15 protein-coding genes are annotated in these 25,139 nt (G+C 33.4%); 5 read left to right on the forward strand and 10 right to left on the reverse strand.

Annotation, left to right across the window (positions count from 1 at the left end; all coding sequences use genetic code 11):
- Positions 1-11: 11 nt before the first annotated feature.
- Genes LG649_RS03525 through LG649_RS03570 form a run of 10 tightly spaced genes read right to left on the reverse strand, consistent with a single transcriptional unit; the run spans position 12 to position 16,124 of the window.
- A complete protein-coding gene (locus LG649_RS03525) occupies positions 12-1,547 on the reverse strand; it encodes a sulfatase-like hydrolase/transferase (protein WP_226540950.1) in 1,536 nt (511 codons plus the stop codon).
- A gap of 35 nt (positions 1,548-1,582) precedes the next feature.
- Positions 1,583-3,883 carry a DUF5703 domain-containing protein gene (locus LG649_RS03530; protein WP_226540951.1) on the reverse strand — a complete coding sequence of 767 codons (2,301 nt, stop codon included), beginning with the start codon at positions 3,881-3,883 and terminating at the stop codon, positions 1,583-1,585.
- 21 nt (positions 3,884-3,904) lie between these two features.
- Complete coding sequence (locus LG649_RS03535; RefSeq protein ID WP_226540952.1) at positions 3,905-5,524, reverse strand: sulfatase family protein; 1,620 nt, start codon at positions 5,522-5,524, stop codon at positions 3,905-3,907.
- A gap of 13 nt (positions 5,525-5,537) precedes the next feature.
- The gene (locus LG649_RS03540) at positions 5,538-7,781 is read right to left on the reverse strand and encodes a GH92 family glycosyl hydrolase (protein ID WP_394371889.1); all 2,244 of its coding nucleotides are present in this window, start codon (positions 7,779-7,781) and stop codon (positions 5,538-5,540) included.
- Between the two features lie 2 nt (positions 7,782-7,783).
- Complete coding sequence (locus tag LG649_RS03545) at positions 7,784-8,797, reverse strand: isoaspartyl peptidase/L-asparaginase family protein (RefSeq protein ID WP_226540953.1); 1,014 nt, start codon at positions 8,795-8,797, stop codon at positions 7,784-7,786.
- 12 nt (positions 8,798-8,809) lie between these two features.
- Positions 8,810-9,928: a family 10 glycosylhydrolase gene (locus LG649_RS03550; RefSeq protein WP_226540954.1), complete on the reverse strand. Its 1,119-nt coding sequence runs from the start codon at positions 9,926-9,928 to the stop codon at positions 8,810-8,812.
- A gap of 13 nt (positions 9,929-9,941) precedes the next feature.
- On the reverse strand, positions 9,942-11,012 hold the full coding sequence (locus LG649_RS03555) for a carbohydrate-binding family 9-like protein (protein ID WP_226540961.1): 1,071 nt from the start codon (positions 11,010-11,012) through the stop codon (positions 9,942-9,944).
- Between the two features lie 6 nt (positions 11,013-11,018).
- Positions 11,019-11,984, reverse strand: a complete 966-nt coding sequence (locus LG649_RS03560) for a glycoside hydrolase family 130 protein (protein WP_262904464.1) — start codon at positions 11,982-11,984, stop codon at positions 11,019-11,021.
- Between the two features lie 13 nt (positions 11,985-11,997).
- Positions 11,998-13,875 (reverse strand): sodium:solute symporter family protein, encoded by a 1,878-nt coding sequence (locus LG649_RS03565; RefSeq protein WP_226540963.1) that lies wholly within the window; start codon positions 13,873-13,875, stop codon positions 11,998-12,000.
- Positions 13,875-16,124, reverse strand: coding sequence for a GH92 family glycosyl hydrolase (locus LG649_RS03570; protein ID WP_226540965.1), 2,250 nt, complete (start codon positions 16,122-16,124; stop codon positions 13,875-13,877). Before LG649_RS03570 ends, LG649_RS03565 begins: the two co-directional genes overlap by 1 nt.
- Before the next feature lie 124 nt (positions 16,125-16,248).
- Here LG649_RS03570 and LG649_RS03575 point away from each other — a divergent pair, with 124 nt between their 5' ends.
- The 5 genes from LG649_RS03575 (at position 16,249) to LG649_RS03595 (ending at position 25,125) form a co-directional block, all read left to right on the forward strand.
- Positions 16,249-17,307: a sensor histidine kinase gene (locus LG649_RS03575; protein WP_226540966.1), complete on the forward strand. Its 1,059-nt coding sequence runs from the start codon at positions 16,249-16,251 to the stop codon at positions 17,305-17,307.
- A 28-nt stretch (positions 17,308-17,335) separates the two neighbouring features.
- Positions 17,336-18,046: a LytR/AlgR family response regulator transcription factor gene (locus LG649_RS03580; RefSeq protein ID WP_226540967.1), complete on the forward strand. Its 711-nt coding sequence runs from the start codon at positions 17,336-17,338 to the stop codon at positions 18,044-18,046.
- Positions 18,047-18,477: 431 nt separating this feature from the next.
- Positions 18,478-21,771 (forward strand): SusC/RagA family TonB-linked outer membrane protein, encoded by a 3,294-nt coding sequence (locus LG649_RS03585; RefSeq protein WP_226540969.1) that lies wholly within the window; start codon positions 18,478-18,480, stop codon positions 21,769-21,771.
- A 17-nt stretch (positions 21,772-21,788) separates the two neighbouring features.
- Positions 21,789-23,504, forward strand: coding sequence for a RagB/SusD family nutrient uptake outer membrane protein (locus tag LG649_RS03590; protein WP_226540972.1), 1,716 nt, complete (start codon positions 21,789-21,791; stop codon positions 23,502-23,504).
- A gap of 280 nt (positions 23,505-23,784) precedes the next feature.
- On the forward strand, positions 23,785-25,125 hold the full coding sequence (locus tag LG649_RS03595; protein WP_226540974.1) for a sugar MFS transporter: 1,341 nt from the start codon (positions 23,785-23,787) through the stop codon (positions 25,123-25,125).
- Positions 25,126-25,139: the final 14 nt, after the last annotated feature.

Raw genomic sequence — 25,139 nt, forward strand, 5'->3', positions numbered from 1 at the left:
GGAATATATTATTATTTTTTTGTTTTAAAATTATATGCTTCAGGGTTATCGAAAAGACCAAATTCACGTTTTGTTAAATCTGCAGGGTCACCTACTTCTTTTATTAACTTTTCAAGCTCTTGTTGTAAATCTTCTTTTATATCTTTATAGTTTTCATCATCAATAAGATTTACTAACTCCCAAGGATCATTTTTAAGGTTGAATAATTGATAAGTGTAAACTTCTTTTTTAGCACTAACAATTAATTTAAAATCACCTTTACGCACTGCTCTATGTCCGCCGCCATTATTAATATTTGGACGTGTTTTTTCACCTGGCCAAGAGTTATACGCGTAAAACATACTTTCTCTAACGGATTCTTTTTCACCTGTAATTACTGGAGTTAAATCTTCGGTTTGAATAGATTCTGGAATATCTAAACCTGTTAAACCACAAAGCGTTGGGAATATATCGTGTAAATAAGCTAAAGCATTATTTTTTTGATTTTTTGGAATGTTTGGTCCACAAAACACCATTGGTACACTCACACTGTGTTCATACACATTTTGTTTGCCTAAAAGTCCGTGTTGACCAAGCGCTAAACCATTATCTCCAGCTAAAACAATAATTGTATTTTCTGCTTTTCCTGAAGTTTCAAGCGCTTTTAAAATTCTACCAATTTGAGTATCGGTAGCTGTAATCATAGCATAATAATCTGAAATTTCTTTTTGAATTGCTTCTGGCGTTCTTGGAAAAGGAGCTAATACCTCGTCTCGAATTTTTTCGTCTGCTAATTCAAAAGGATGCTTAGGCATAAAGTTTTCAGGTAGCGCAATATCTGCTGCAGGGTACATGTCGTGATATTCTTGTGGTGCTGTTCTTGGATCGTGTGGAGCCGTAAACGCTACATACATTAAAAATGGTTTATCTTGTTTGTATGCATCAATAAAACCGACGGCTGCATCAGCAAATACTTCACTACTAAATTTTTTATCATTTTTATAAGGCTCAGACCAACCTGTTTCCGGAGAATAATCTTTTACTTTGGTACCAAAATGCCTTGTCATACCTCCTAAGAATGCCGATTTTACATTTGAAAATCCGCGTTCTACCCACTGCTCACCATTATGTTGTTTCCCTGTTGCAAAAGTGGTGTAGCCATTGGCTTTAAAGTATTCCGGAAAAGTTAATTTATCGCTTTTACCTTTATCTTCTTTATCAAAAGCAAACTGCGCATACACATTGGGTTCAATATTAAAATAGTGACGCCCTGTCATTAACATAGCTCTACTTGGCGAACAAACAGCGGCAGTAGTTGCACCTAAAATATAAGAATTAGTGAACGCCGTACCATTTTTAACGAGCTTATCCATATTTGGCGTTTGCACATTGTATTTATGCAATTCGTTGATGGTTCCGTTACGTTGATCATCAGTAAAAAGAAATAAAATATTAGGCATTTCTTTTTCTTCAGAAACTGCTTTTTCTTCTGCTTTTTCCTTACATGAATTAACACTTACAAAAAGTATTAAAACAAAAATTCTGATTAGGTTTTTAGTGTTGCTCATTTTATTGTGAACCTTATTTTAAAATTAATTCTTTCTTAATCTTCCCAAATTTCTGGCTTTGGAGCCTGCAGTTTTTGACCTATAACTACATTTTCTTTTCGCGTTGAAGGCGTTACTTTTAAACGTTTAATTTCTCCGTTAACTATTTCACCTTCAACTATAGTATTTTGTTTTGCATACAACTTAAACTCAGCACTCCAGTTTGAAGGAAACGCTGGTAAGAGTATAATTTTATCGTTTACATTTTGTAAAATCATGCGTTGTAAAGCTGTTGCGGCAACCGATGAGTGTTGTACATCTGGAGTGCCATCGTGTGTAGACATAAAAAATCCTGGGTAACGTTGTTCTGGAACCGGACGGTGTAAGGCCCAAACCACTTCTTTTTGTACAGAATCGGTTAAACCAACCATGGCTGCCATAATGGCTTCTGGATGCCAACCACCACGAAGATATCCTGGTGCCCATTTTGGGTTTTTACCGCCAACATCATCAACTAAAGTTGTACGGTTTTTGTAAGTATCTTGCGCCATTTTTAAATCGGGCAAACCAACACCGTACAAATGGTATGGGAATACTGAATATAATTCGGCAACTTCTACATTGGCTTTATTAGATTTTATAACTTCGGCATTCGCTAAAATTTTTATACCATTTCTGTCTCTTGTAGGAATTTCTGGTACTCTAGCTAATAGTTCTTTCCAATAGGTTCTATCTGCTTCTGTTGTTAATTGAGAAGGCAATTTTAATAACCTACCTAAAACCGAACGTAATCCTGCTATAAAAGGCATTGGGTTATCTGCTTTTCTAAACGATTCTAAAACATGAACATCTGGGAAATATAATTTGCCATCTTTATGTGGCCAGTGCTTATCGAAAAACGTTACAATTTCTGATGCAAACGGAATAAATTTTTCTTTAGCAAAAGTTTCATCTAAAGTATAATCGTAACGTTCTGATAAATACCAAGCTACTTCTAATCCTGCATTCCAATGGGTTCTGTGCCATTTAGATTGTTGCTGTCCTGGTTCTAAACCTTCACGATTTACACCGTAAACACCTGGAGCAACAACACCCCAAAGTGTAGTAGACTCGCGAATTACAGTACCTTCGTGACCAAAAACCGTATTACTATGTTCCTTCATGGCATTAAAACCACGCATGTATAAATCGATAAATGTGTTGGCGTATTTAAACTGTCCAGCAGCATTCATGGAATAAAACGGTAATCGCACATTTTGATGCAACATTAAATTACCCCAAGAACGATGGTCTTTATCTTTAAAGTGCTTTATACCTGTATGATTGCGTTGTAGAACTTCGTTTAAATCTGGGGCAAACATAGAGCCATTCCAGATTATTGGAAACTCGCCTTCGCCTGCCATAGCATTTAAATACATGGTATACGCATACCCTGCACTAGTTTGTTTGGCTTCTTTAAAACCAGTTAAATGAATATAACTACTCGCCCAAAAGTTTTGCCACCAAGTAACATGATTTTTCCAACTGGATTTAGTATTTATTTTTTCTGAAGCTTCAGCATTCAAATTTGACAACCATTTTTCGGCCGATACTGTACGCTCGTTAAGTGTATAAATTTTTAAATGATTGCACTTTCGTGATTTTGATACCAATGTAGTATCTGAAGTATTAATCATTTTATCGCCCACAATTTTAGCTCCGAACGTTCGATTTTCTAAAACGTTATCTAAATCTTTAGGTTTTGGAATTTCAAGTGCTTTAATAGTCCAATCGAAGGCTTTTGTTGTGCTATTTCTATGATACCATGAAATGGCATTTTTATTACCGCTTACAATAACATCTGGAGATTCGGTAACACCTTCGGGAATACCTTTTAAATTGGTTTCGTTTATAACCTTAGCTTCTTTTCGCCAGTTGTGAAGTGTTACATTGAGTATAAATTTTGATTCTGAATTATTCTCTACATGAATAATATTGTTATGCTTATCGATCCAGATTTTTGATTTAAACCCGTTATCGCCTTCTAAATAAATAGCGCTTTCACTTAAAATAAGCTCCTGTTTAAAGGTGTTTTTGAACGGATTTGGAGAAACCTCTACTTCAACATCACCTAATTTTAAAAGTCTGTGCGCTTCAGACCAAGCATCAATATGTCTTACAGAAATCCAAAGATGTCCATTTTCTAAAACAGATACTAAAGCACCTGTTGTGCCATTGCCAAGTGGCATAGCATCAGAAGCTATTTTACTTTTTTCTGTCCATGAAACATTATACGCATCAACGGCTATATTTTGGCTGTAAAGCTTAACACTAATTAAACAAAAGCAAATGTATATGGTTGATAATTTAAGTTTCATAGGGAAATTTTTAATTTGTTTTTAGTGCTTCTTTTTAATGTTTTTCTTGTTTAAATATCTATTTAAATTTTCTTCATTTAAAGCATCACTGTCGCCGTATTTTTGTCTCATTCGCTCCAATTGTTCGTGCATATCTTTTTGTACCGATGCATATTCTGGATTATCGTAAAGGTTATGCATTTCCTGTGGGTCTTTTTCTAAATCGTATAATTCCCATTTATTGATATCGTAGTAGAAATGAATTAATTTATAGCGGTCGGTTCTTACACCATAGTGACGTTTTACTTTATGCTCGGCAGGAAATTCGTAGAATGTGTAATATAAAGCATCGCGTAACTCGGTAACTTCACCGTTAACTAAACCTCTTAACGATTCACCTTGAATAGATTCATCAATAGCAATACCAGCATAATCTAAAAATGTAGGTGCAAAATCAATGTTTTGAACTAATTCATCAATTACAGTTCCTGGTTTAATTTCTTTTGGATATTTCATTAAGATTGGTGTTCTAAACGACTCTTCGTACATAAAACGTTTATCGAACCAACCGTGTTCTCCTAGGTAAAATCCTTGATCTGAAGTATAAACTACAATGGTATTTTCTTCTAAACCGTTTTCTTTTAAATAATCTAAAACCTGACCAACACCATCGTCTACAGATTGAATAACTCTTAAATAATCGTGCATGTATCGGTTATACTTCCACACGGCAAGCTCTTTTCCTTCTAAGTTTTGAGATTTAAAATCTGCTATAATTGGGTCGTAATAGGCATCCCAAGCAGCTTTTTGTTCATCGGTCATTCTATCGTACTTCTTTTGGAACATACCACGATATTTTGTTTTAATGTCTCCATCTTTATCTAACATTTTTAAATCGTAAACCAAATCCATGTCTTTAAAAATGCTCATTTCTTGTGAAGCTGCTGCAGGTCTATCTTCGTAATCATCAAAGAAATTAGCAGGCGGCACGAAGTTTACAGAATCTAAAAGTGTAAAATATTTTTCCTCTGGCATCCACGTTCTGTGTGGTGCCTTTTGGTGATACATTAAAAGAAAAGGTTTATCTTTTTCGCGCTTGTTTTGTAACCAATCTAAAGCAATATCGGTTGTAACATGTGTAATATAACCTGGATATGTTTTTTTAACTCCATTTTCTATAAAATCTGGAGAATAATACTGTCCTTGCCCCGGAAGTACATTTGAGTAATCGAACCCTTGTGGCAAACCATCTAAATGAATTTTACCTATTAAAGCCGTCTGGTATCCATTTTTTTGTAAAGATTTAGCAAAGTTATCTTGATCCCAGTTAAACGGTTGTAAATTATCTACTTTCCCATTTTTAAAACTATGTTTACCTGTAAGAATGGCTGCTCTACTTGGCGCACATATAGAGTTATTTACAAAACCTTTGTTAAAAATAGCACCTTCGTTTGCAATTCTGTCAATATTAGGTGTGTTGTTTAAACCATGTCCATAAGCACTAATAGCTTGGTAAGCATGGTCGTCGCTCATTATAAAAACAATGTTTGGCTGTTTAGCGACATCTTTTTTAACTTCTGTACTCTCTTTTTCGTTTTTACAGCTCGTAACAATAAGAGCTAAAACGTAAAATAAAACGATTTGCTTTAAGGAGTTTTTCATTATTTAACTTTGTTTATTTTATGGGATTTTTACCTAATTCAATTTCTAATACACCTCCATTTACGAGTTGTTGATGAGTTACCGAATACCCTTTTAATGGTTTATTATTAAGTTTGATAGATTGGATATATTTATTTTCTTCTGAATTATTTTTAGTAATAATTTTGATGCTTTTACCTGAATAATATTCAGAATTTAAAGCTATTTCAACTTCATCGAAAACAGGGCTAGTTATTTGGTAAACATTATCTCCGATTGAAGCTGGATAAATTCCAGACATGGCATAAATTAACCACGCAGACATTGTACCCGTATCGTCGTTACCTGGTAAACCTGCAGGTTTATTTTGAAAATATTTTGAAGCTAATTCTCTTACAATTTTTTGACTACGCCATGCTTCTCCTTTTACATAATTAAACCAATATGGGTAAGCGATATCTGGCTCGTTTGCCATATCAAATTGATTGGTATCAAAAAGTTTTTGTAATTGATTGGTAAAACTTTTTCCTCCTCCATATAATTTAATCATACCTTTTACATCATGTGGAGCCATAAAAGCGTATTGCCAAGCATTACCCTCGATATAACCCACGTTTTCTTCAAAATTTGCTCCGGCTAAAGGATCGAAAGGTTTGTAAAATGAACCATCTTCGTTACGCGGTCTTAACAATTTAAAATCTTTATCGTAAAATTTATAGTAACTTAATGAACGCTTTTTAAAAGTTTTATAATCGTCTGTTTTACCTAATTCTTTTGCCAAAACAGCAATAGCATAATCGGCGGCATTATATTCTTGAGTAGTTGAAACAGGGCCTCTTTGTCCGACCACCAAATATCCATTATTTAAATAATTTTTTAAACCAGGACGCAGCGGATTATTATCTAGAGTTGTGGCACTTTTAAGCATAGCTTCATATGCTTTATTAACATTAAAATCCTGAATACCTTTTATGTAAGTATCGGTTATAACAATACTAGCAGGATCACCAACCATTGTAAAAGTTTCAGTAGAATTTAATTCCCATTTTGGCAACCAACCGTTTTCATCGTACATATCTAACATGCTTTTTACCATATTAGATTGCTGCTTTGGGTAAACCAAAGACATTAATTGGTGCAAATTTCTATAAGTATCCCAAAGTGAAAATACGGTAAATCGAGTGTCTTTAGTGTTTCCTATTTTTCCTGTTTTAATCTCAGGATAATCTCCATTAACATCATTTAAAGTATTTGGGTGAATTAATGTATGATATAAAGCCGTGTAAAAATTAATCTTATCATCTTCTGTTCCTCCTTTAACCTTAATTCTAGAAAGTAAACTATTCCATTGGTTAAAAGTTTCTTTGTAAACAGTATCAAATGATTTGTTTCCAGTTTCCTTTTCTAGGTTTTCTCTAGCATTTTCTATACTTACGTAAGATATACCTATTTTAACTTCAACAGTTTCTTCTTTATCAAATTCATACGAAAAATAAGTGCCAATACTATCGCCAACAACCATTTTAGTGTTGCGCTCCATAATTCTGGTTTTACCGTTATAAGTCATCCATTTAGCCTCTTCGCCTTGGTAAGTATCTGGTGTTTTCCATACACCATAATTTGTAGCTGGTTTAGAAAATCTAGCTACAAAATATACAGGATAAGCATCTTCTGGACTGTTATAACAAAATGAGCCTACACTACGTACACCTTGAATTTCTGTTGGAGAAACCACTTGTACCATAGCATCTTGCTCGTTAGTTAAGCCTAATCCTAAATTTATTAAGATGTTAGATTTACCCTTTGGAAATGTAAACTTGTTTACACCAACTCTTGTGGAAGCGGTAAATTCTGTTTTAATATTATATTTATCGAGCGTGTTACTGTAATAACCTGCCTTTCCAATTTCGTTTGAGTAAGTGGTACCATAATCTAAATGATTAGTTTGTACCTCTCCTGTTGTTGGCATTACTAAAATTACGCCCAAATCTGGACAACCAACACCACTTAAGTTTACCTGACTAAATCCTGTTAAAAAGGTGTTTTCGTAAACATAAGGGTTAGATAACCAACGGCTATCTTTTTCTAATTTATTTTGTTTTCCTGCAACATTAAACGGCGATACACTAGCCATACCTCGCGGTGCAATTGGTCCAGGAAAGGTAGCTCCAAAATTAGAGGTCCCAATAAACGTGTTTACATACGTAGCACACTCTTGTGATGCTACGCATGAAACACAAAACATAAAATAAACTAAAAATAAAACTCTTTGTATCATTATTATTTTTTAGGAGCCATTTTGGAATCTGCTTTTTCCATTCTGTTTCCTTCTTTATTATCGTAAACGGCATAATTAAAACCAGGTCTTATACTATAACCGGCATGTTCGCCTTTTTTATTAACCGCAATGAAACCAACTTGTAAATAGGCCATATCTTTATGGTTTTTATGCTTATTGTAAATGCGTTCTACAATTTCTTTACAAGCTTCGTAAGGCGATTTTCCATGGCGCATTAACTCTACAACCATGGCACTTCCGGCAGTTCGTATTACAGCTTCACCTAAACCGGTTGCTGCAGCTGCACCAACTTCATTATCTAAAAATAAGCCAGCTCCAATAATTGGCGAATCGCCTACTCTACCATGTAATTTCCAAGCCGCTCCACTAGTAGTACAACCACCAGAAAGATTGCCTTCTTCATCTAAAACCAACATACTTATTGTATCGTGATTTTCAATATTTATTACAGGTTGATATTTCGATTTTTCTAACCATTTTTCCCAAGATTCTTTAGATTTATCGGTTAGTAAATTTTCTTCTTTAAACCCTTTTTCTAAAGCAAATTGTAAGGCGCCTTTACCGGTAAGCATAACGTGTGGCGTTTCGTCTAAAACTTTTTTTGCCACTGCTATTGGGTGTTTTATGCCTTGTAAAAAAGACACCGAACCGCAATCGCTATTCTTATCCATAATACAAGCATCAAGCGTTACTTTACCTTCACGATCTGGTAATCCACCGTAGCCCACACTACGTACATCTGGATCGGCTTCTGGAATACCTACACCGGCAACAATAGCATCTAAAGGTGCCGCACCGTTGTTTAACTGTTTCCAGGCTTCTTCGTTTGCCGCTAAACCATGTCTCCATGTAGAAATTACCAAAGGTTTTTTTACTGGTTTTGCTTTTGAAGTGTTTTTATTCGTTTCCGCGGAAGCTGAAAAACTACTTAACAAAGAACTTAAACCTACAGTTCCTAAGGCCGTATTTTTAATAAATTTTCTTCTACTAGACATGATAAATAGACTTTATTCTTTTGAAGCTTTTATAATTTCAAATTGCTCATCAGTCATATGATAATCATCAAAAAATGCAACACCGCTTGCCCCATTATCTTTAGCGTATTGAATGGCATCTTTTAAATCTTCATTACTTAATTTTGGTGTATATAAACCTGTATGTAATTCGGTTGATTTTCCTTGTAAATCTTCTACACCTTGTTTTGTAGCATAACCAATCCAATCTAATTCTTCGTTGTAGAAGTTGTAATAAATCATTGGTAAAACCATATCTATATTCCATTTATCCCAACGCTGACGCACCATATGATCTGCCATTTCTGGATAAGGAAATACTGCGGCACTTAATTTCTTATCGTGTTTATGTACAATGTCATAAGCTTCGTTTACTAACGAACGAATTTCGTTTAAACGAAAGTTTTTCCACTCGATATCGATAGCTGGGTTTTCCATTTTACGAGGATCTTTATGATGTAAAGCCATAAACTTATTTACACTAGCATCAGAATAATCGAAATCGTAATCAGGTAATTCTTCTTCTTGTTTTAAATCGTATTTTGGTAATAAACCAATTGGTAAATATACATCTGGATAGCGTATATAATCTAAATGTACACTAGCAACACCTTCTACTTTTGCTAAGCCTTCAATAAGACTTAAAATGTGCTTTCTGGCTTCTGGGTGACTTGGTGATAACCATTGGTAATACCCAACGTATGGTCTTTCTTCCTTTTTAAAACAAGATTTACCACTACGGCTTACCATGTACCAATCTGGATGTTGTTGCGCTATAGAATCGCCTGGTCTGTTTGTTGTAAACATCCACGCATGCACTTCTAATCCTGCTGCTGTTGCTAAAGGCGTTAAGCGTTTTAATAAACCTGGATCTGCTCCTGTGTTTAATAAAACAGCATCAATACCTTTACTTTTTAATTTATTGAAGTGTGCCGTGTACGCTGAATCTGATTTTTTATGACCAACCGACATCCAGTTCCAATACTTAAAAGTTTTAGTAGTTTCTTCTGTAGTTGTTGTAGCAACAGGTACTTCTGAAGCGGTTTCTTTAGTAGCTTGATTGCATGATACTATTGAAAGTACCAATCCAAAAAGTGCTATTTTAAGTTTCATAAGGTTAATTTTATTATTTGGTTATAAATTTTCCGTTTTGATTTACTATTAAAGTTTTTCCTGAAAAAGGGCTAACGATTGAAAGGTTAAAACCTGTACTATGATTCTCTAATTTTGGAACCACCGCCTTATCATCAATTTTTATGCCTTTTTGAGTTAAACTATCAATAGATTTAAAATATTCGTTGTTTTTTTTAAAATGTGCGATTTGCTTTCTGTACATACTATACAATTCCCACTTAACTTTTTCATCTGAAGTTATATTGAATACATCTTTTGCTCCCGCTTCTTTTGATGAAAAATATACATAACCCCATTTTTCTGGTTCGTGCATATTAATTACTCCCATTGGCGACCAAACCCAATTATATTCATGTAAAAGTTTCCCTTTATCATTACGTTTTCTTTCGTATTTACTATCTTTAATTTGGTAATCCCAATTAACTCTTGAAAAATTAACTCGCCAATATGAATCGGTTGGAACGTTTTTATGGAAATAGCCTTTTTTATAAGCCTTCCAAGGAATGGCAAGTTCTAATACCCAACCTTCATCTATATCTTTAGGATTGTTTAGTGTTCCGCTAACTGTAACGGCCGATTTTAAACCAGTGATATTCCAATCGTTTAAAACCACATTGTCTTTTCTGTAAGGTTGACTAACAAATAAATCCCAAGCTGTGTTTAATGCGTTAATCTCTAATTCGTAATAGTTATGAGTATCGCCATCTGGATCTATAAACACCTCAAAATCATTATTATGAAAAATTATAGTATCTCTTTTAGTTAACGTTGCCCATACATGAGGTTCTTCGAGCTGTGCTAAAATATAATAGTACTTATCGTCCCACAACATTTTAACTTTTGTTTTATATTTTGGCTGTTTAACACCTTCAATATCTATAAAAGTATCGCTCCAGTCTACCTTACTCCAAGCAGCATCATTAGCTTCACCATCAATTTGTATTGGTGTGCTCGTTTTATAAGCAATATAACTTTTTGGTGCCTTGTTTTCTTTGCTTTGCGAACAACCTAAAGCAGATACTACACCAAGAATTAAAACGAATATGTGCTTTTTTAACTTCATTTAATATTATAAACTATTGTTTTTTGTGAAGGCAACCACCTCGCTTAGTTTACCGAATGCCATGGCTACCACAGTATCTGCAGCTCCGTAATAAACCGCTAACTTATCTTCTTTTTCATCATGCAATGCTGCACAAGGAAAAACAACATTAGGTACATCGCCATTTTGCTCGTAATTTACTGCCGGACCTAATAAATAAGGTTGCGTTCTGTATTTTACTTTATCGGGTTCATTTTCATCTAAAAGTGCTGCTCCCATAGCGTATCTAAATCCGTTGCAGGTATTTATTACTCCATGATATAACATTAACCAACCCTCATTTGTTAAAATAGGAATAGGTCCTGCCCCTATTTTTGTGCATTGCCAAGCGCTATCTTCAAAATTAGCCGCTTTCATTACACAACGGTGTTCTCCCCAATATTTCATATCTGGGCTGTAGCTTATGTAAATATCTCCAAAAGGTGTATGTCCGTTATCGCTTGGTCGACTTAACATAGCGTATTTCCCATTTATTTTCTTTGGAAACAATACACCATTTCTGTTAAATGGTAAAAATGCATTTTCACATTGGAAAAACTCTTTGAAATCGAAAGTGTAACCAATACCAATCGTTGGCCCATGATAACCGTTACACCAAGTTATCCAATATCTATCTTCGATAAACACAACTCGTGGGTCGTATTTATAGGCAGACTCAATCATTTCTGTATTTCCTTCTTGAAATACGATAGGTTCGTGCTCTATATCCCAATTGATACCATCTTTACTAAAGCCTGCAAAAATATTCATTTGCACCGCTTTATTATCACATCTAAAAACACCTGCAAAACCATCTTTAAAAGGCACTACGGCACTATTAAAAACACTGTTTGATGTTGGTATAGCATACCTATCTATTATAGGGTTTTCGCTATAACGCCACATAACATCGTTACAATTTTCTGGCTTATCCTGCCAAGGCATTTTACTCATAATCTGTATATTATTAATCTTTATATTGTTTTACTTTATCTAACCAAGTGAATTTTAAAATAACTGTTGTTATTATAAATACTATAAAGGCCATCCACATTTTTGGATAATCTCTTATCATGAAATAAATGGGCAACAAAATCATACTCGATTGCCACACGATTCCTACTACACAATTTAACATATCGCTTAAAAAACTTGTGTTTTTCTCGAATGTTTCGTCTTCACTTTTTAATGCTTTAAAAACAGGCCCCCAGAAACCCCAAGGTTTTACGTTTTTATAAAACGATTTTAAGGTTTGCATATTTGTTGCCGGTGTAAATAAGGTTCCTAAAAACGAACCTAACAAAGACACTACAAAAATAATAGGAAACATGTAAATTGCAGGTATTTGTGCTAATTCAAACAACCATGTTCCTTCTGTGAAATTAGCTTTATTTTGGTCTAACAAAAATTGCAGGGTTGCAATAAATAAGCCTGAGGTCATTCCCCAGAAATATCCCCAACCATTAAAACGCCACCAAATCCATTTTAAAAAGTTTGCGGCTACATAACCACCATATAATGCACTAGTAATCCATAGTGTAATAGAGTTAATAGAATCTGCAAAAAAGCCCATTATAACACCCAAAGTTACTACTGCAAAAGATGCAATATGACTTGCTTTTATATAATGCTTACTAGATGCGGTTGCATTGTAGTATTTTTTATAAATATCGTTTACAATATATGCAGGACTTGAATTAACAAAAGCTGAAAATGTAGACATAAAAGCAGCTAATAAGCCTGCTAAAAGTAGTCCTTTAATACCTACAGGAATATGGTTATTGATAACTTTAGGTAAAATAACTTCAAGCTCGCTTAAGTTTGCACCACCATTTGCTATCATATCTGGCGCACAATAAACTAAAGCTAAAACCACTACTCCACCAATTAATAAATAACGTGGAATAAATAGAATAATATTAGTAAAGCCACTCATGTAAGCGGCTTCTTTTACCGTTCTTGTAGATAAAATACGCTGCATATCGTATCCTGGTGTTGGTCCTGCAATACTTGCAAAAAAACCTTTAAAAAGTGCCATTCCAATAAAAGCACCAAACATTTTATAACCTTGCGTATCAACTAGTGTATTAAATGCCTCATATTTACCAGACCAAGACCCTTCTAGTTCTGTACCAAACATTAAATTACTCCACTCGGGTGAAATTACATTATATATTTGAACATCGGTTACCGTAACAAAAGCATAAATAGCTATTAAAATACCAGCTAACACCATGATTCCGTACTGCAACACTTCGGTTGCTACAACAGAAAACATACCTCCTTTAATGGTATATATTGTTGTTAATAGAATAATTATTAAGGCGTAAGATTGATCCGAAGTTAGTAATACACTTTCATTTAAAACTAAGCTTACATCCCAAGGTAAAATAACGGTCATGAATTTACCAACACCTTCAAAGAAATATGCTATAAAACCAATAGAAGCAACAACTGCAAATACAGCAACAATTAAATGTGAAGCTCTCCCTGCTTTATCGTCTCCAAAACGTGTTAAAATCCATTCGGAACCTGTCATTATATTCGATCGACGAATCCATGCCGCGAGGAAAATCATAACAAATATTTGATTCCAAATAGGCCACATCCACATAAACATGAAGCTTTTGGCGCCATACAAAAACAGAATACCAACCATCCAAGCTGTTCCAGATACATCAAACATACCAGAACCATTACTTAAACCTAAGTAATACCATTTTATACTTTTACCACCAAGAAAATAATGATCTAAACCTTGAGACGCTTTTTTAGATACCCAAATACCAACTCCTAAAGTAAGTAGAATGTATAACGCAATAATAATAACATCAACTATATCCATTATTCTTGAGTGTTTTTAGTTAAACCCCAAGATTTATTAGGTTGATTTCCCATAACGAATTTTAACTCGCCACCATTTAATATAGTTTCATGAGAAATTGATGTTGTATTGAAATCTTTACCGTTTAATGTTGATGATTGTATGTAGATATTATCGGCAGAAACATTTTCTGCTACAATAGTAAACACTTTACCGTTTGGAAGCTGCATGGTTGTTTTATCGAAAATTGGGCTACCAATTTCGTAAACCGTTGAAGCCGGATTTAAAGGATATAATCCTATAGAACTCATTACATACCAAGCGCTCATTTGCCCGCAATCTTCATTTCCACTTAATCCGTTTGGTGTTGTGTTATATTGTGTATCTAAAATTTTACGAACCCAATATTGTGTGCGCCAAGGTTTCTCAGCATGATTAAACATGTATGCAATATGATGACTAGGTTCGTTACCGTGTGCATATTGACCGATTAAACCAGAAATATCTGCAGACACGTTACTACCCGTAATTTCTGAGCTTTCTGTAAATAACTGTTCTAATTTAGCGGTGAACTTTTCATTACCACCGTGCATTCCTGCTAAATCTTCAACAGCATGTGGTACAAACCAACTGTGTTGCCATGCGTTACCTTCGGTATAATCTGTATATTCTCTGTGGTTAGAATATTTAGGGTCGAATGGTTCATTCCAAGATTCACCATCTTCAAATTTACCGCGCATAAACCCTGTTTTTGTATCAAATAAATACTTATAAGCTTCAGATCGTTTTAAAAACAACTCATAATCTTCAGTTTTACCTAAAGCTTTTGCCATTTGCGCTACACACCAATCGTTATAAGCATACTCTAAAGTAATGGTTACAGATTCATCTAATAAATTATAAGGAATGTAGCCGTAATTTTTATAAAACTCCAATCCGCGCTCGTCTTGCATCATGGTAGTTTTCATTGCATTGTAAGCTTCTTCTGCATTAAAACCTTTAATTCCTTTTAAATAAGCTTCAACTATTACAGGTATTGAGTGATAGCCCGTCATTGTATTTGTTTCGTTTCCGTAAAGCGTCCAAACTGGCAAAATATTTTTATCCTTGTAATACTCCAACATGGTATTAACCATATCTGACACCTTATTTGGCTCCAAAAATGTAAGCAAGGGATGCTCTGCCCTAAACGTATCCCACAGTGAGAGTGTGGAATACGCTGTGTAGTTAGAGGCAGATACCACGCTATCTGTTTGTTTTCTAAACTGTCCGTTTTTATCACTAAACGTAACTGGTGCCAATTGTGTATGATACATGGCTGTATAGAAAATAGTTTTTAGCGAATCTATTGATGTTTCTACTTTTATTTTTCCAAGAGAAGATTCCCAGATTTTATTTGCGTTTTCTTTAACTTCATCAAAACCAAAATTAACCTCACCTAAATTTTCTTTTGCATTTGCTACACTTACTGAAGATAGCGCTACTTGTACGAAAAGTTTATTTCCTCGAGACTCATCAAAAAAGAATTGAGCTGCAGTTTTAGTAGCTTTATCTAAACTTTCTACCTTTTTATTATCTGCAACCAGAATATGATTCATAATAGGTTTAGAAAATTTGGCCACAAAAAACACTTTTTGGTTTTTTGCCCAACCTGTGCTATATCTATAACCACTTACTGTAAAGCTATCTTCTACTTGTATTTTACTTTCTGTAGCTTTATCCCAATTTATGGCAAACCCTAAATCTAAAACTAAAGATTGTATATCGTTTATTTTATATGTGTACTTATGTACTGCAGAACGAAGACTGGTTGTAAACTCTGCATTTATTTTATGATCTTTTAAAAACACTTGGTAATATCCTGGTTGTGATGTTTCATTGTCATGACTATAACTTGACTTATAGCTTACAGAATCACGTCCTTTAGGCATAATAGTTAAATCTACTTCTTTGTTAACTGGCATAAATAGTACATCAGCTAAATCTCCAATTCCTGTTCCGCTTAAAGCTAAATGACTAAAACCTACAACCAAAGAATCTGAATAATGATATCCTGAACACCAATCCCAACTACTAACACCATTTACTGGGGTAACTTGTAACATCCCAAAAGGCACCGTTGCACCTGGATATGTATGGCCATGACCACCTGTTCCTATAAAAGGATTAACATTTTTTGTTAAATTTGAAGCTTCATCTTTAGAATTACTAATACTTTTGTTGCAACCAACAATTACTATTAATATTAGTAGGTGTAAAATGTGTTTCATTTATCAGTTTTATTATTGAAGTTATAAATTTTCATAATTTTAACGTTTATTAAAAGTAATTTAGACGGATAACATCTAAACTTAGCTAAACATCAAAAAACCTTAACAAAATATTTATATTAAAATGAAGTTTAATTCAAACCAAAGTTATAAGCTATCTGCCGTACATCACGTCATATTTTGGTCTATATATTTCTTGTTTAACGTATTTAAATGGGGAAGCTATTTTGATGATTATATGTATTCTTTTAAAACTAATTTGTTTGGTTTCCCAATACATATGATGTTATGCTATTTTAACATCTATTTTTTAATGCCCTATTTTGTGTTTAAAAAAAGATATATAACCTACATTATACTAATACTTTCTGCTATATTTTTAATGGTTTTAGTGAAATTTAACTTAACCTATTATTTAGTAAGCACAAACGTATGGCCCGAAGGCCCAGAGCCTACAACAAATTTAACCCTTAATTATACTATAGACATGATGATTGGCGAACTTTATGTTATTACTTTCGCCACTGCAATAAAAGTAACCTTAGATTTTTTAAATGAACATCGAAGAGTTGCCGACTTAGAAAAAGCTCAATTAGAAACCGAATTATTATTTTTAAAAACGCAAATATCACCTCACTTTTTCTTCAATACTTTAAATAATATTTACTCTTTAGCTGTTGAAAAGTCAAAAAAAACACCAAAAATCATTCTGAAGTTATCAGAACTCATGAGATATCTTTTATATGACACAAAAAGTAAACGCCAATCTTTAGAAAATGAAATATTATGCATTCAAAATTACATTGACTTAGAACGCATTCGGCATAACCATGAATTGGAAGTAAATATGTATATTTCTGGAGATATAGAAAACAAAAAAATTGCACCTATTTTATTACTAACATTTATAGAAAACGCATTTAAACATGGTGCACATAAAAATATTGGAAACGTTAAAATTGACATTAATTTAACAATTAAAAAAGAATTTCTTTACTTTACAATCTCAAACCCTATGCCTTTAAAAACGAAACACGACGAACGTTTTAATCGCTCGAGCGGTATTGGTCTAGAGAATGTAAAAAAAAGACTTGCATTAGGTTATAACAAAAATGATTACAAACTTGTTATTAAAAACAACGATAATAAATTTGTAGTAAAACTAAAGATTAAAGTTTCATAACATTAACAACTAAACTTGCTCCTAAGAAATGAAAATTAAATGTTTAATTATAGACGACGAACCCTTAGCTATTAATGTTATAAAAAATTACCTTGAACAAATTGAAGACTATGAAGTTACAAACACTTTTACAAACGCCATAGATAGTTTAAATTACTTAAAAAGTGAAACTGTAGATGTTATTTTTGTTGATATTAATATGCCTGTATTAGATGGCTTAAACTTTATTAAAAGCTTAGAAAAACCACCCTTAATAATAATTACAACCGCCTATGAAGAGTTTGCTCTAGAAACTTACGAACTTGATGTTTTAGACTACTTAGTAAAACCCGTTGAGTTCCCCAGATTTATGAAATCTCTTAACAAGGTAAATCGCAGGCTTGAAAACAATAAATCTATAAATGATTATAGTAATGATCGTCCTTACCTATTTATTAAAATAGATAAAAAGAAAATGAAAAAAATATATCTTGACGAGATTTTAACCATTGAATCTTTAAAAGATTATTTAAAAATAAACACCACAACAGGAAAGTACATAATTCATAGTACACTTTCAGACTTCACAAACCTATTACCCGCCAAAGATTTTATTAGAATACATCGCTCTTACACCATTGCCATTAACAAAATAGATGCTGTTGAAGGTAATAGTGTTGAAATTGAGGGTTTACGCTATACTATTGGCAGGTCTTATCTTGAAGATGTAAAACAAAAAATACTTAGCTCTTCCTTATAAATTAAGGTTTTACAAGGTTTACAACAACCTCACATTTTTTAATATAAGCTTAACATAAATTCACAAAGCTTAGCCAAATACATGGCAAAAAACCTAATTTATTAAGGTTTACTTAACATAAAAATTAATTATTTGTCGATGCGCATAAGTTATTGGTCGAAATTTTTAACCTAACCCATTAAGAAATATTTAAGTTTAAACGATTGTTTTTATTAATTTAAACTTTGTTTTTAACAATTAAATTAAAAATTCATCAACTAAACTATTTATTTATTAATTATCTAATTAGATAATAAATTAACTCCTTTAACTATTAAATATATGACTAATGACTTAAAAATTTCTCTCAACTCTAAAAATTTAAATCATGTCGATTTAAAACTCAAAACAAACTAATTAACAAATTGTCTAACAATAATCAAAACAAGCTTATGAAAGTCAAATTAACCAGTAGGTTTTTCTCGCAAAGGAAAAAACTACTATTAACTATTAATTCATTGGTTATCCTAGGTTTTTCCAGTACTAATGCTGTTTCTGCAAGTACTGTTAATACTTATATAACCATACAACAATCGCAAATAAGCGGTGTAGTATATGATAGCAATGGATTACCTCTTGCTGGTGCAACAGTTATTGAAAAAGGAACTACTAATGGCGCCCAAACAGATTTTGATGGAACATTCTCTTTAAATCTCACTAATCCCAATCCTACACTTGTTATCTCATATGTTGGCTTCACAACAAAAGAAATAACTATTGGAGACAAAACGAACGTAACCATTACATTACAAGAAGATGTATCTCAATTAGATGAAGTTGTAGTTGTAGGTTATGGTACACAGAAAAAAGTTAACTTAACTGCTTCTGTTTCACAGGTAGGTGCCGAAGTATTTGAAAACAGACCAACAGCAAATGCATTCAGATCCCTACAAGGTACTGTTCCTGGTTTAGTGATTTCTAACTCTGCTTCTGGTGGTGAACCTGGTGCTGCATCAAACATCAACATTCGTGGTTTTATTACTGCAAATAGTGACGGTACTGATGCTGGTAGTCTTGCAGATGCTGGACCATTAGTTCTTATTGATGGTGTAGAGATGAGTTTAAATGATATTGATCCTGAAGATATCGAGTCAGTATCAGTACTAAAAGATGCTGCTGCTGCTTCTATTTATGGTTCTCGTGCTGCAGGCGGTGCCGTTTTAGTAACCACTAAAAGCGGTAAAAATACTGAAGGAAAAATACGTGTAAATGTCAGCTCTAGTTTTTCTTTAACTCAACCATCTATTTGGCCAGAAAGCGCAAGCCCAATAGATTTTGCATACACCATGAATGATGCAAGAATAAACAACAATCAAGCAGCTTATTATGATGAAACAGAATTAGGTTACATAATAGCTAACATGCAAAACCCAGGTAGTGCACCAAGTATTCAATCTAATGCTGCTGGAACAGATTGGGATTACGGAACAATTGGTATTGAAGGTACAGGTGCTACAAATTGGGATGATATTATAATGAAAAACTGGGCGCAAAGAACTAAACATAACTTAAGCTTATCTGGTGGAACCGAAAAATTAAACTTTTATTTATCTGCAGGTGCCTATGATGAAGATGGTTTACTAGCTGTTGGCGATGAATCTTACCAACGTTATAACTTAGATGCTAAATTTGGTAGCAAGGTAAACGATTGGTTAACTATTGAGTTATTAACTAAATACAGAAAAAGTTTCACAGATTTCCCAACAGAATCTAGTACTAATTCAACTTTCTGGAATAAATCTAGGGTGTTAGATTTAATTACAAAAATTAAACCTACACTACCTCAATACGATCCTATTTATGGTTCTGACAGATTACAACATTCATACTATTCATTCTGGGATACGCAACGAGTAAAAACTAAGAACGACCAAATCATTCTTTTACCTAGAATTATTATAGAGCCATTAGACGGACTTAAGTTTAATGTTAACCTAAACTACAAGAGGGATACAAACTTCCAAGAAACTTCAATTTTGGCAAGCCAAAAAATTACTCCTGCTGGTTTCGTAGATCAAATAGCTCAAGCCGCAACATCTTACGATTCTGCAACAATATTTAATGATTATTTTTCATCAAACATTTTTGCAACGTATGACAAATCTGTTAACAATCATAATTTTCATGCCACTATTGGTATGCAAACTGAACAAAATAAATATTATGCACTTAGTGGGTCATCAGATTATTTAATTACAAATAATATTGTATCTCATGCAGCCTCATTAGATGATGATCAAACATTGAATGAATCTATAACACATTGGTCTAATGTTGGTTTATTTAGTAGATTTAGATATAACTACATGGAAAAGTATTTATTTGAAGTAAGCTATCGTAGAGATGGTTCTTCTAGATTCGAACCTGATAACAGATGGGCAGGATTTCCTAGTTATTCTGTTGGATATAATATTGCTAAAGAAAATTTTTGGCCAATCGATGCTGTAAATACATTTAAATTAAGAGGTTCTTATGGTAACTTAGGTAACCAAAATGTTGGTAACTATTTATACTTAACAACTATTCCTTTAAACACTGCAGGTACTTCATATTTATTTGGAGGAGAAAGATTAACTTTTGCAAACACGCCTGTAATTGATAGTGAAAATTTAACTTGGGAAACTGTTGAAACTACAGATATAGGTTTCGACTTAGGTGCGTTTAATAATAGATTAAATGTAGGATTCTCTTGGTATAGAACAAATATTCTTGATATGGCTGCTCAAGGAGCTGATTTACCAGCTCAATTAGGTACTACAGCACCATTAACTAACATTGGTTCTTCAAGAATACAAGGTTGGGAAGTTGAAGCAACATGGAGACAACAATTAGGCGATTTTGGTTATAGTATAAGAGGTGTTTTAAGCGATTATAAAAGAACAATTACATCTTACCCTAATGACACTAACAACTTAAGCCAATACTATGCTGGTCGTGATTTAGGAGATATTTGGGGTTACAAAACAGAAGGTTTATTTTTAACTGATGAAGCTGCAACAGAAGTAACTTCTAACATCGATTACTCTTTCCTTACAGGATGGGCACGTGTAGCTGGAGATATCGAGTACACAGATCTTAACGGTGATGGAGCAATCAATAATGGTAACAATGTATTAGGTGATTCAGGAGATTATACCGTAATTGGTAACTCTACACCTCGTTATCAATATTCTGTAACCTTAGCCATGAATTATAAGAATTGGGATTTTAACGCTTTAGTTCAAGGTGTTGGTAAGCGTCAAGTATCATTTGCTAATCAACAACGATTTAAAGGTCCTGCTAACGGTCCTTTCCACGCTTTCGTATGGGAAGGTCATTTAGATTATTTTAGACCTGAAGACACAACAAGTCCATTAGGACCTAACACAGATGCTTATTTCCCTACACCTTACTTAAATGGTGGTGGTAGAAATAACAAAAACTATAATGTACACACAGACAGATTATTACAAAACGCAGCATATACAAGATTAAAAAGTGTACAATTAGGTTACACCATCCCTAGAGAGGTTACTCGTAAATTTAAAGTAGATAAGATAAGACTGTATGCTACTGGAGAAAACTTATTAACTTTTACAGATTTAATGTTCTTCGATCCTGAGGTTAATACTACGGGGCTTACAGGTAGTGCTCAGTCTTATCCATTATCAAGAATATTATCAACTGGGGTAAATATTTCTTTCTAACAAAAAAATAAATAATTATGAAAAATACATTTAAATTACTTTTTCTAGGTGCTATTATGTCTTTCACATCTTGTGAAGATTTTCTAGACAAAACGCCCTTAGATGAAGTTTCTGAAGTTGATTTTTACACAACTACTTCAGATTTACAAGCCGGTGTTAATGGCTGGTATAATGACTTACCAGGATGGTCTGCTCTATCAATTGGTTTTAATGTTTTACCCGACATGTATTCAGATCTTGGTACTGCTCAAGAACCAAGTAACAGAATTAGTGGATTAGAATATTCTGTACCAACATCTGCAAGTGCTTCTGTTTGGAGTTTTGATGAAGTTAGAGAAGTAAACTGGTATTTAGATCACCTTGACCAAGTTAGAGATGATCAAGATGAAACTCTTGTAAATCAATACACAGGAGAAGGTTATTTCTTTAGAGCATATTTCTATTTTGAATTATTAAAAAGATACGGTGATTTACCTATTTTCCCTGAATATTTTGATAACCTTGATGAAGAATATGTTTATGCAGCAAGAGCCCCTAGAAACGAGGTTGTAGAATTTATGCTTTCAGATTTAGATACTGCCATATCTTTATTACAATCTTTTCCAGATATTGATGGGCATCCAAGAATTAGTAAAGAAGCTGCTCAATTATTTAAAGCAAGAGTTGCTCTTTACGAAGGAACATGGGAAAAATACCACAACGGTACAGACTTTGGTGTTGATGGATCAGATGGCTCTGCATTTTTAGCAATAGCCGCTGAAGCTGCTCAAGACGTTATGAATAGTGGTGTATTCTCACTATATAGCGATTACCAAACATTATTTAATCAAGAAGGTTACACAGGTAACAGCGAAGTAATGTTATGGAGAGACTACAACTCAATTGATTTAGATCAAGCTAATGTTTTACAACAACAATGGCCAAACAGATGTGGTTACACTAAATTTGCTATAGACAGCTATTTATGTATAGATGGAGACCCTATTTCTGTTAGTGATGAATACGTAGGAAACACAGATTTATCAACTATCGAAAATGGTAGAGACCCTCGTTTAGCTGCCACAATAATGGTTCCTGGAGATTTAATTTTAATAGATTCTGATGGCACTGAAACTTATTGGCAATATCCAGATTTTGACGCTACCAACACAAGCTTAACGGGTTATGAATCTGAAAAGTACAGAAATGTTAACTATGATGAAGATTATGACGATTTTACAGAAGATACATCTAGAATCCTTATGCGATATGCAGAAGCACTTTTAATATTTGCTGAAGCTAAAGCTGAATTAGGAACTATTACTCAAAGTGATTTAGACGCTTCAATTAACTTACTTCGCGCAAGAGTTGGTATGCCTGATATGATTTTAGGTGGAATAACTACAGATCCAGACTGGCCAAACTATGGTTACACTTTAACCGATGTATTATATGAGGTTAGAAGAGAACGTTCTGTTGAGTTAATGGCTGAAGGATTTAGAGCCGATGATTTATACAGATGGAGAGCTCATTCTTTATTTGATGGTGATCAACCAAGAGGAGCTTACCTAGAAGACGGAATTGTAAATACTACAATTGATGCTTCAGGAGTAAGTGTAGATAGTGACGGTTTTATTTTACCGTTTGCTAGTACAGGTGATTATAATTTTGATGAGTCTAGAGCTTATTTATTACCTATACCATCAGATGAATTACAATTAAACCCAAACCTAACTCAAAACCCAGGTTGGTAATCAACTTTAATTAATAAATAAAAAATCTCGTTATGAATTATAACGAGATTTTTTTTTGAATAAAACTTTAAAAAGATAATTATTTACATCAATATTATTTATCGAACCGTGATAGTTATTGGTCGAAATAATTAAATGTAAAACCCTTAAATATCTTAAATTTATTAATTAATTTAATGTCGTATTGTCAATAAATTATAAAAAAAACTCTCGTTATTTGTTACAAGCAGTTCACTTTATTAAATAATAATTAAAACTAACTTATAAACAACCTAACCATATGGCAGAATCTAAAGTTACCCCTAACTCTAAAAACAACCTTATACCTATAATAATAATAGCAGGTCTATTTTTTATATTCGGTTTTGTAACCTGGATAAATGGTGCTTTAATTCCATTTATGAAAACCATTAACGAGTTAACAGATGCCCAATCCTATTTAGTAGCATCAGCTTCTTACATATCTTTTGTAGTAATGGCTTTACCTGCCTCATATATTATAAATAAAATTGGATACAAAAAGGGTATGTCTTTGGGATTAATTATTATGGCTGTTGGTGCCTTAGTTTTTATTCCTGCAGCAGAAGCTAGAACTTACTGGATATTTTTATCAGGAATTTTTATACAAGGTATAGGTATGACTTTATTACAAACGGCATCCAATCCTTACATCACCATTTTAGGTCCAATTGAAAGTGCTGCAAAACGCATCGCTATTATGGGTATTGCTAATAAGGTTGCAGGGTCTTTAGGATCTATAATTTTTGGAGCCTTATTACTATCAGGAATAGATGAAGTAAAAACTAAATTAGAATCAGTTTCAATTGATGAGAAAAGTGCTTTATTAAACACTATGGCAGATAGTGTTGTTACACCATATATAACTATGGCAGTTGTGTTAGTTTTATTAGGTATCTTAATTAGAAAAGCGCCTTTACCACACGTAGAAGCTACTGATGCTGATAGTGATAATACCGCTGAAGCAAAAACTAAAAAAACAAGTATATTTCAGTTTCCTCATTTATGGCTAGGTGTTTTAGCGCTCTTTGTTTACGTAGGCGCAGAAGTGATTGCTGGAGATACTATTATTGCCTACGGTATATCTTTAGGCTTTCCTGCTGCCGAAGCAAAATACTTTACAACTTACACCCTTTTAGCAATGGTTTTAACTTATGCTTTAGGTGCCATTTTAATTCCAAAATATCTAAAACAAGGCACTGCATTAAAAATTAGTGCTATTTTAGGTATTGTATTTAGTATATGCATCATATTAACATCTGGTTTTACTTCAGTTTTATTTGTTGCTGCCCTAGGTATATCTAACGCATTAGTTTGGCCTGCAGTATGGCCTCTAACTTTAGACGGATTAGGTAAATTCACTAAAACCGCCTCTGCCCTACTTATTATGGCTATATCTGGTGGTGCCATTATACCTCCATTATACGGAAGTATTGTAGATGTTAAAAAATTACAATTAATTTCTACAGGACTATCTGAAACCGAAGCCATAGCTTCTGCTTCAACTAGTAGTTACTGGATATTAATTCCTTGTTACGCTATTATCTTGTTTTTTGCTATTTGGGGACACAAATTTAAAAGCTGGACTAAAAACCAATCATAATAAATATTTAAAGA

The sequence above is a fragment of the Neotamlana laminarinivorans genome, from assembly GCF_020523925.1.
In the GTDB taxonomy this organism is placed as follows: Bacteria; Bacteroidota; Bacteroidia; order Flavobacteriales; family Flavobacteriaceae; genus Neotamlana; species Neotamlana laminarinivorans.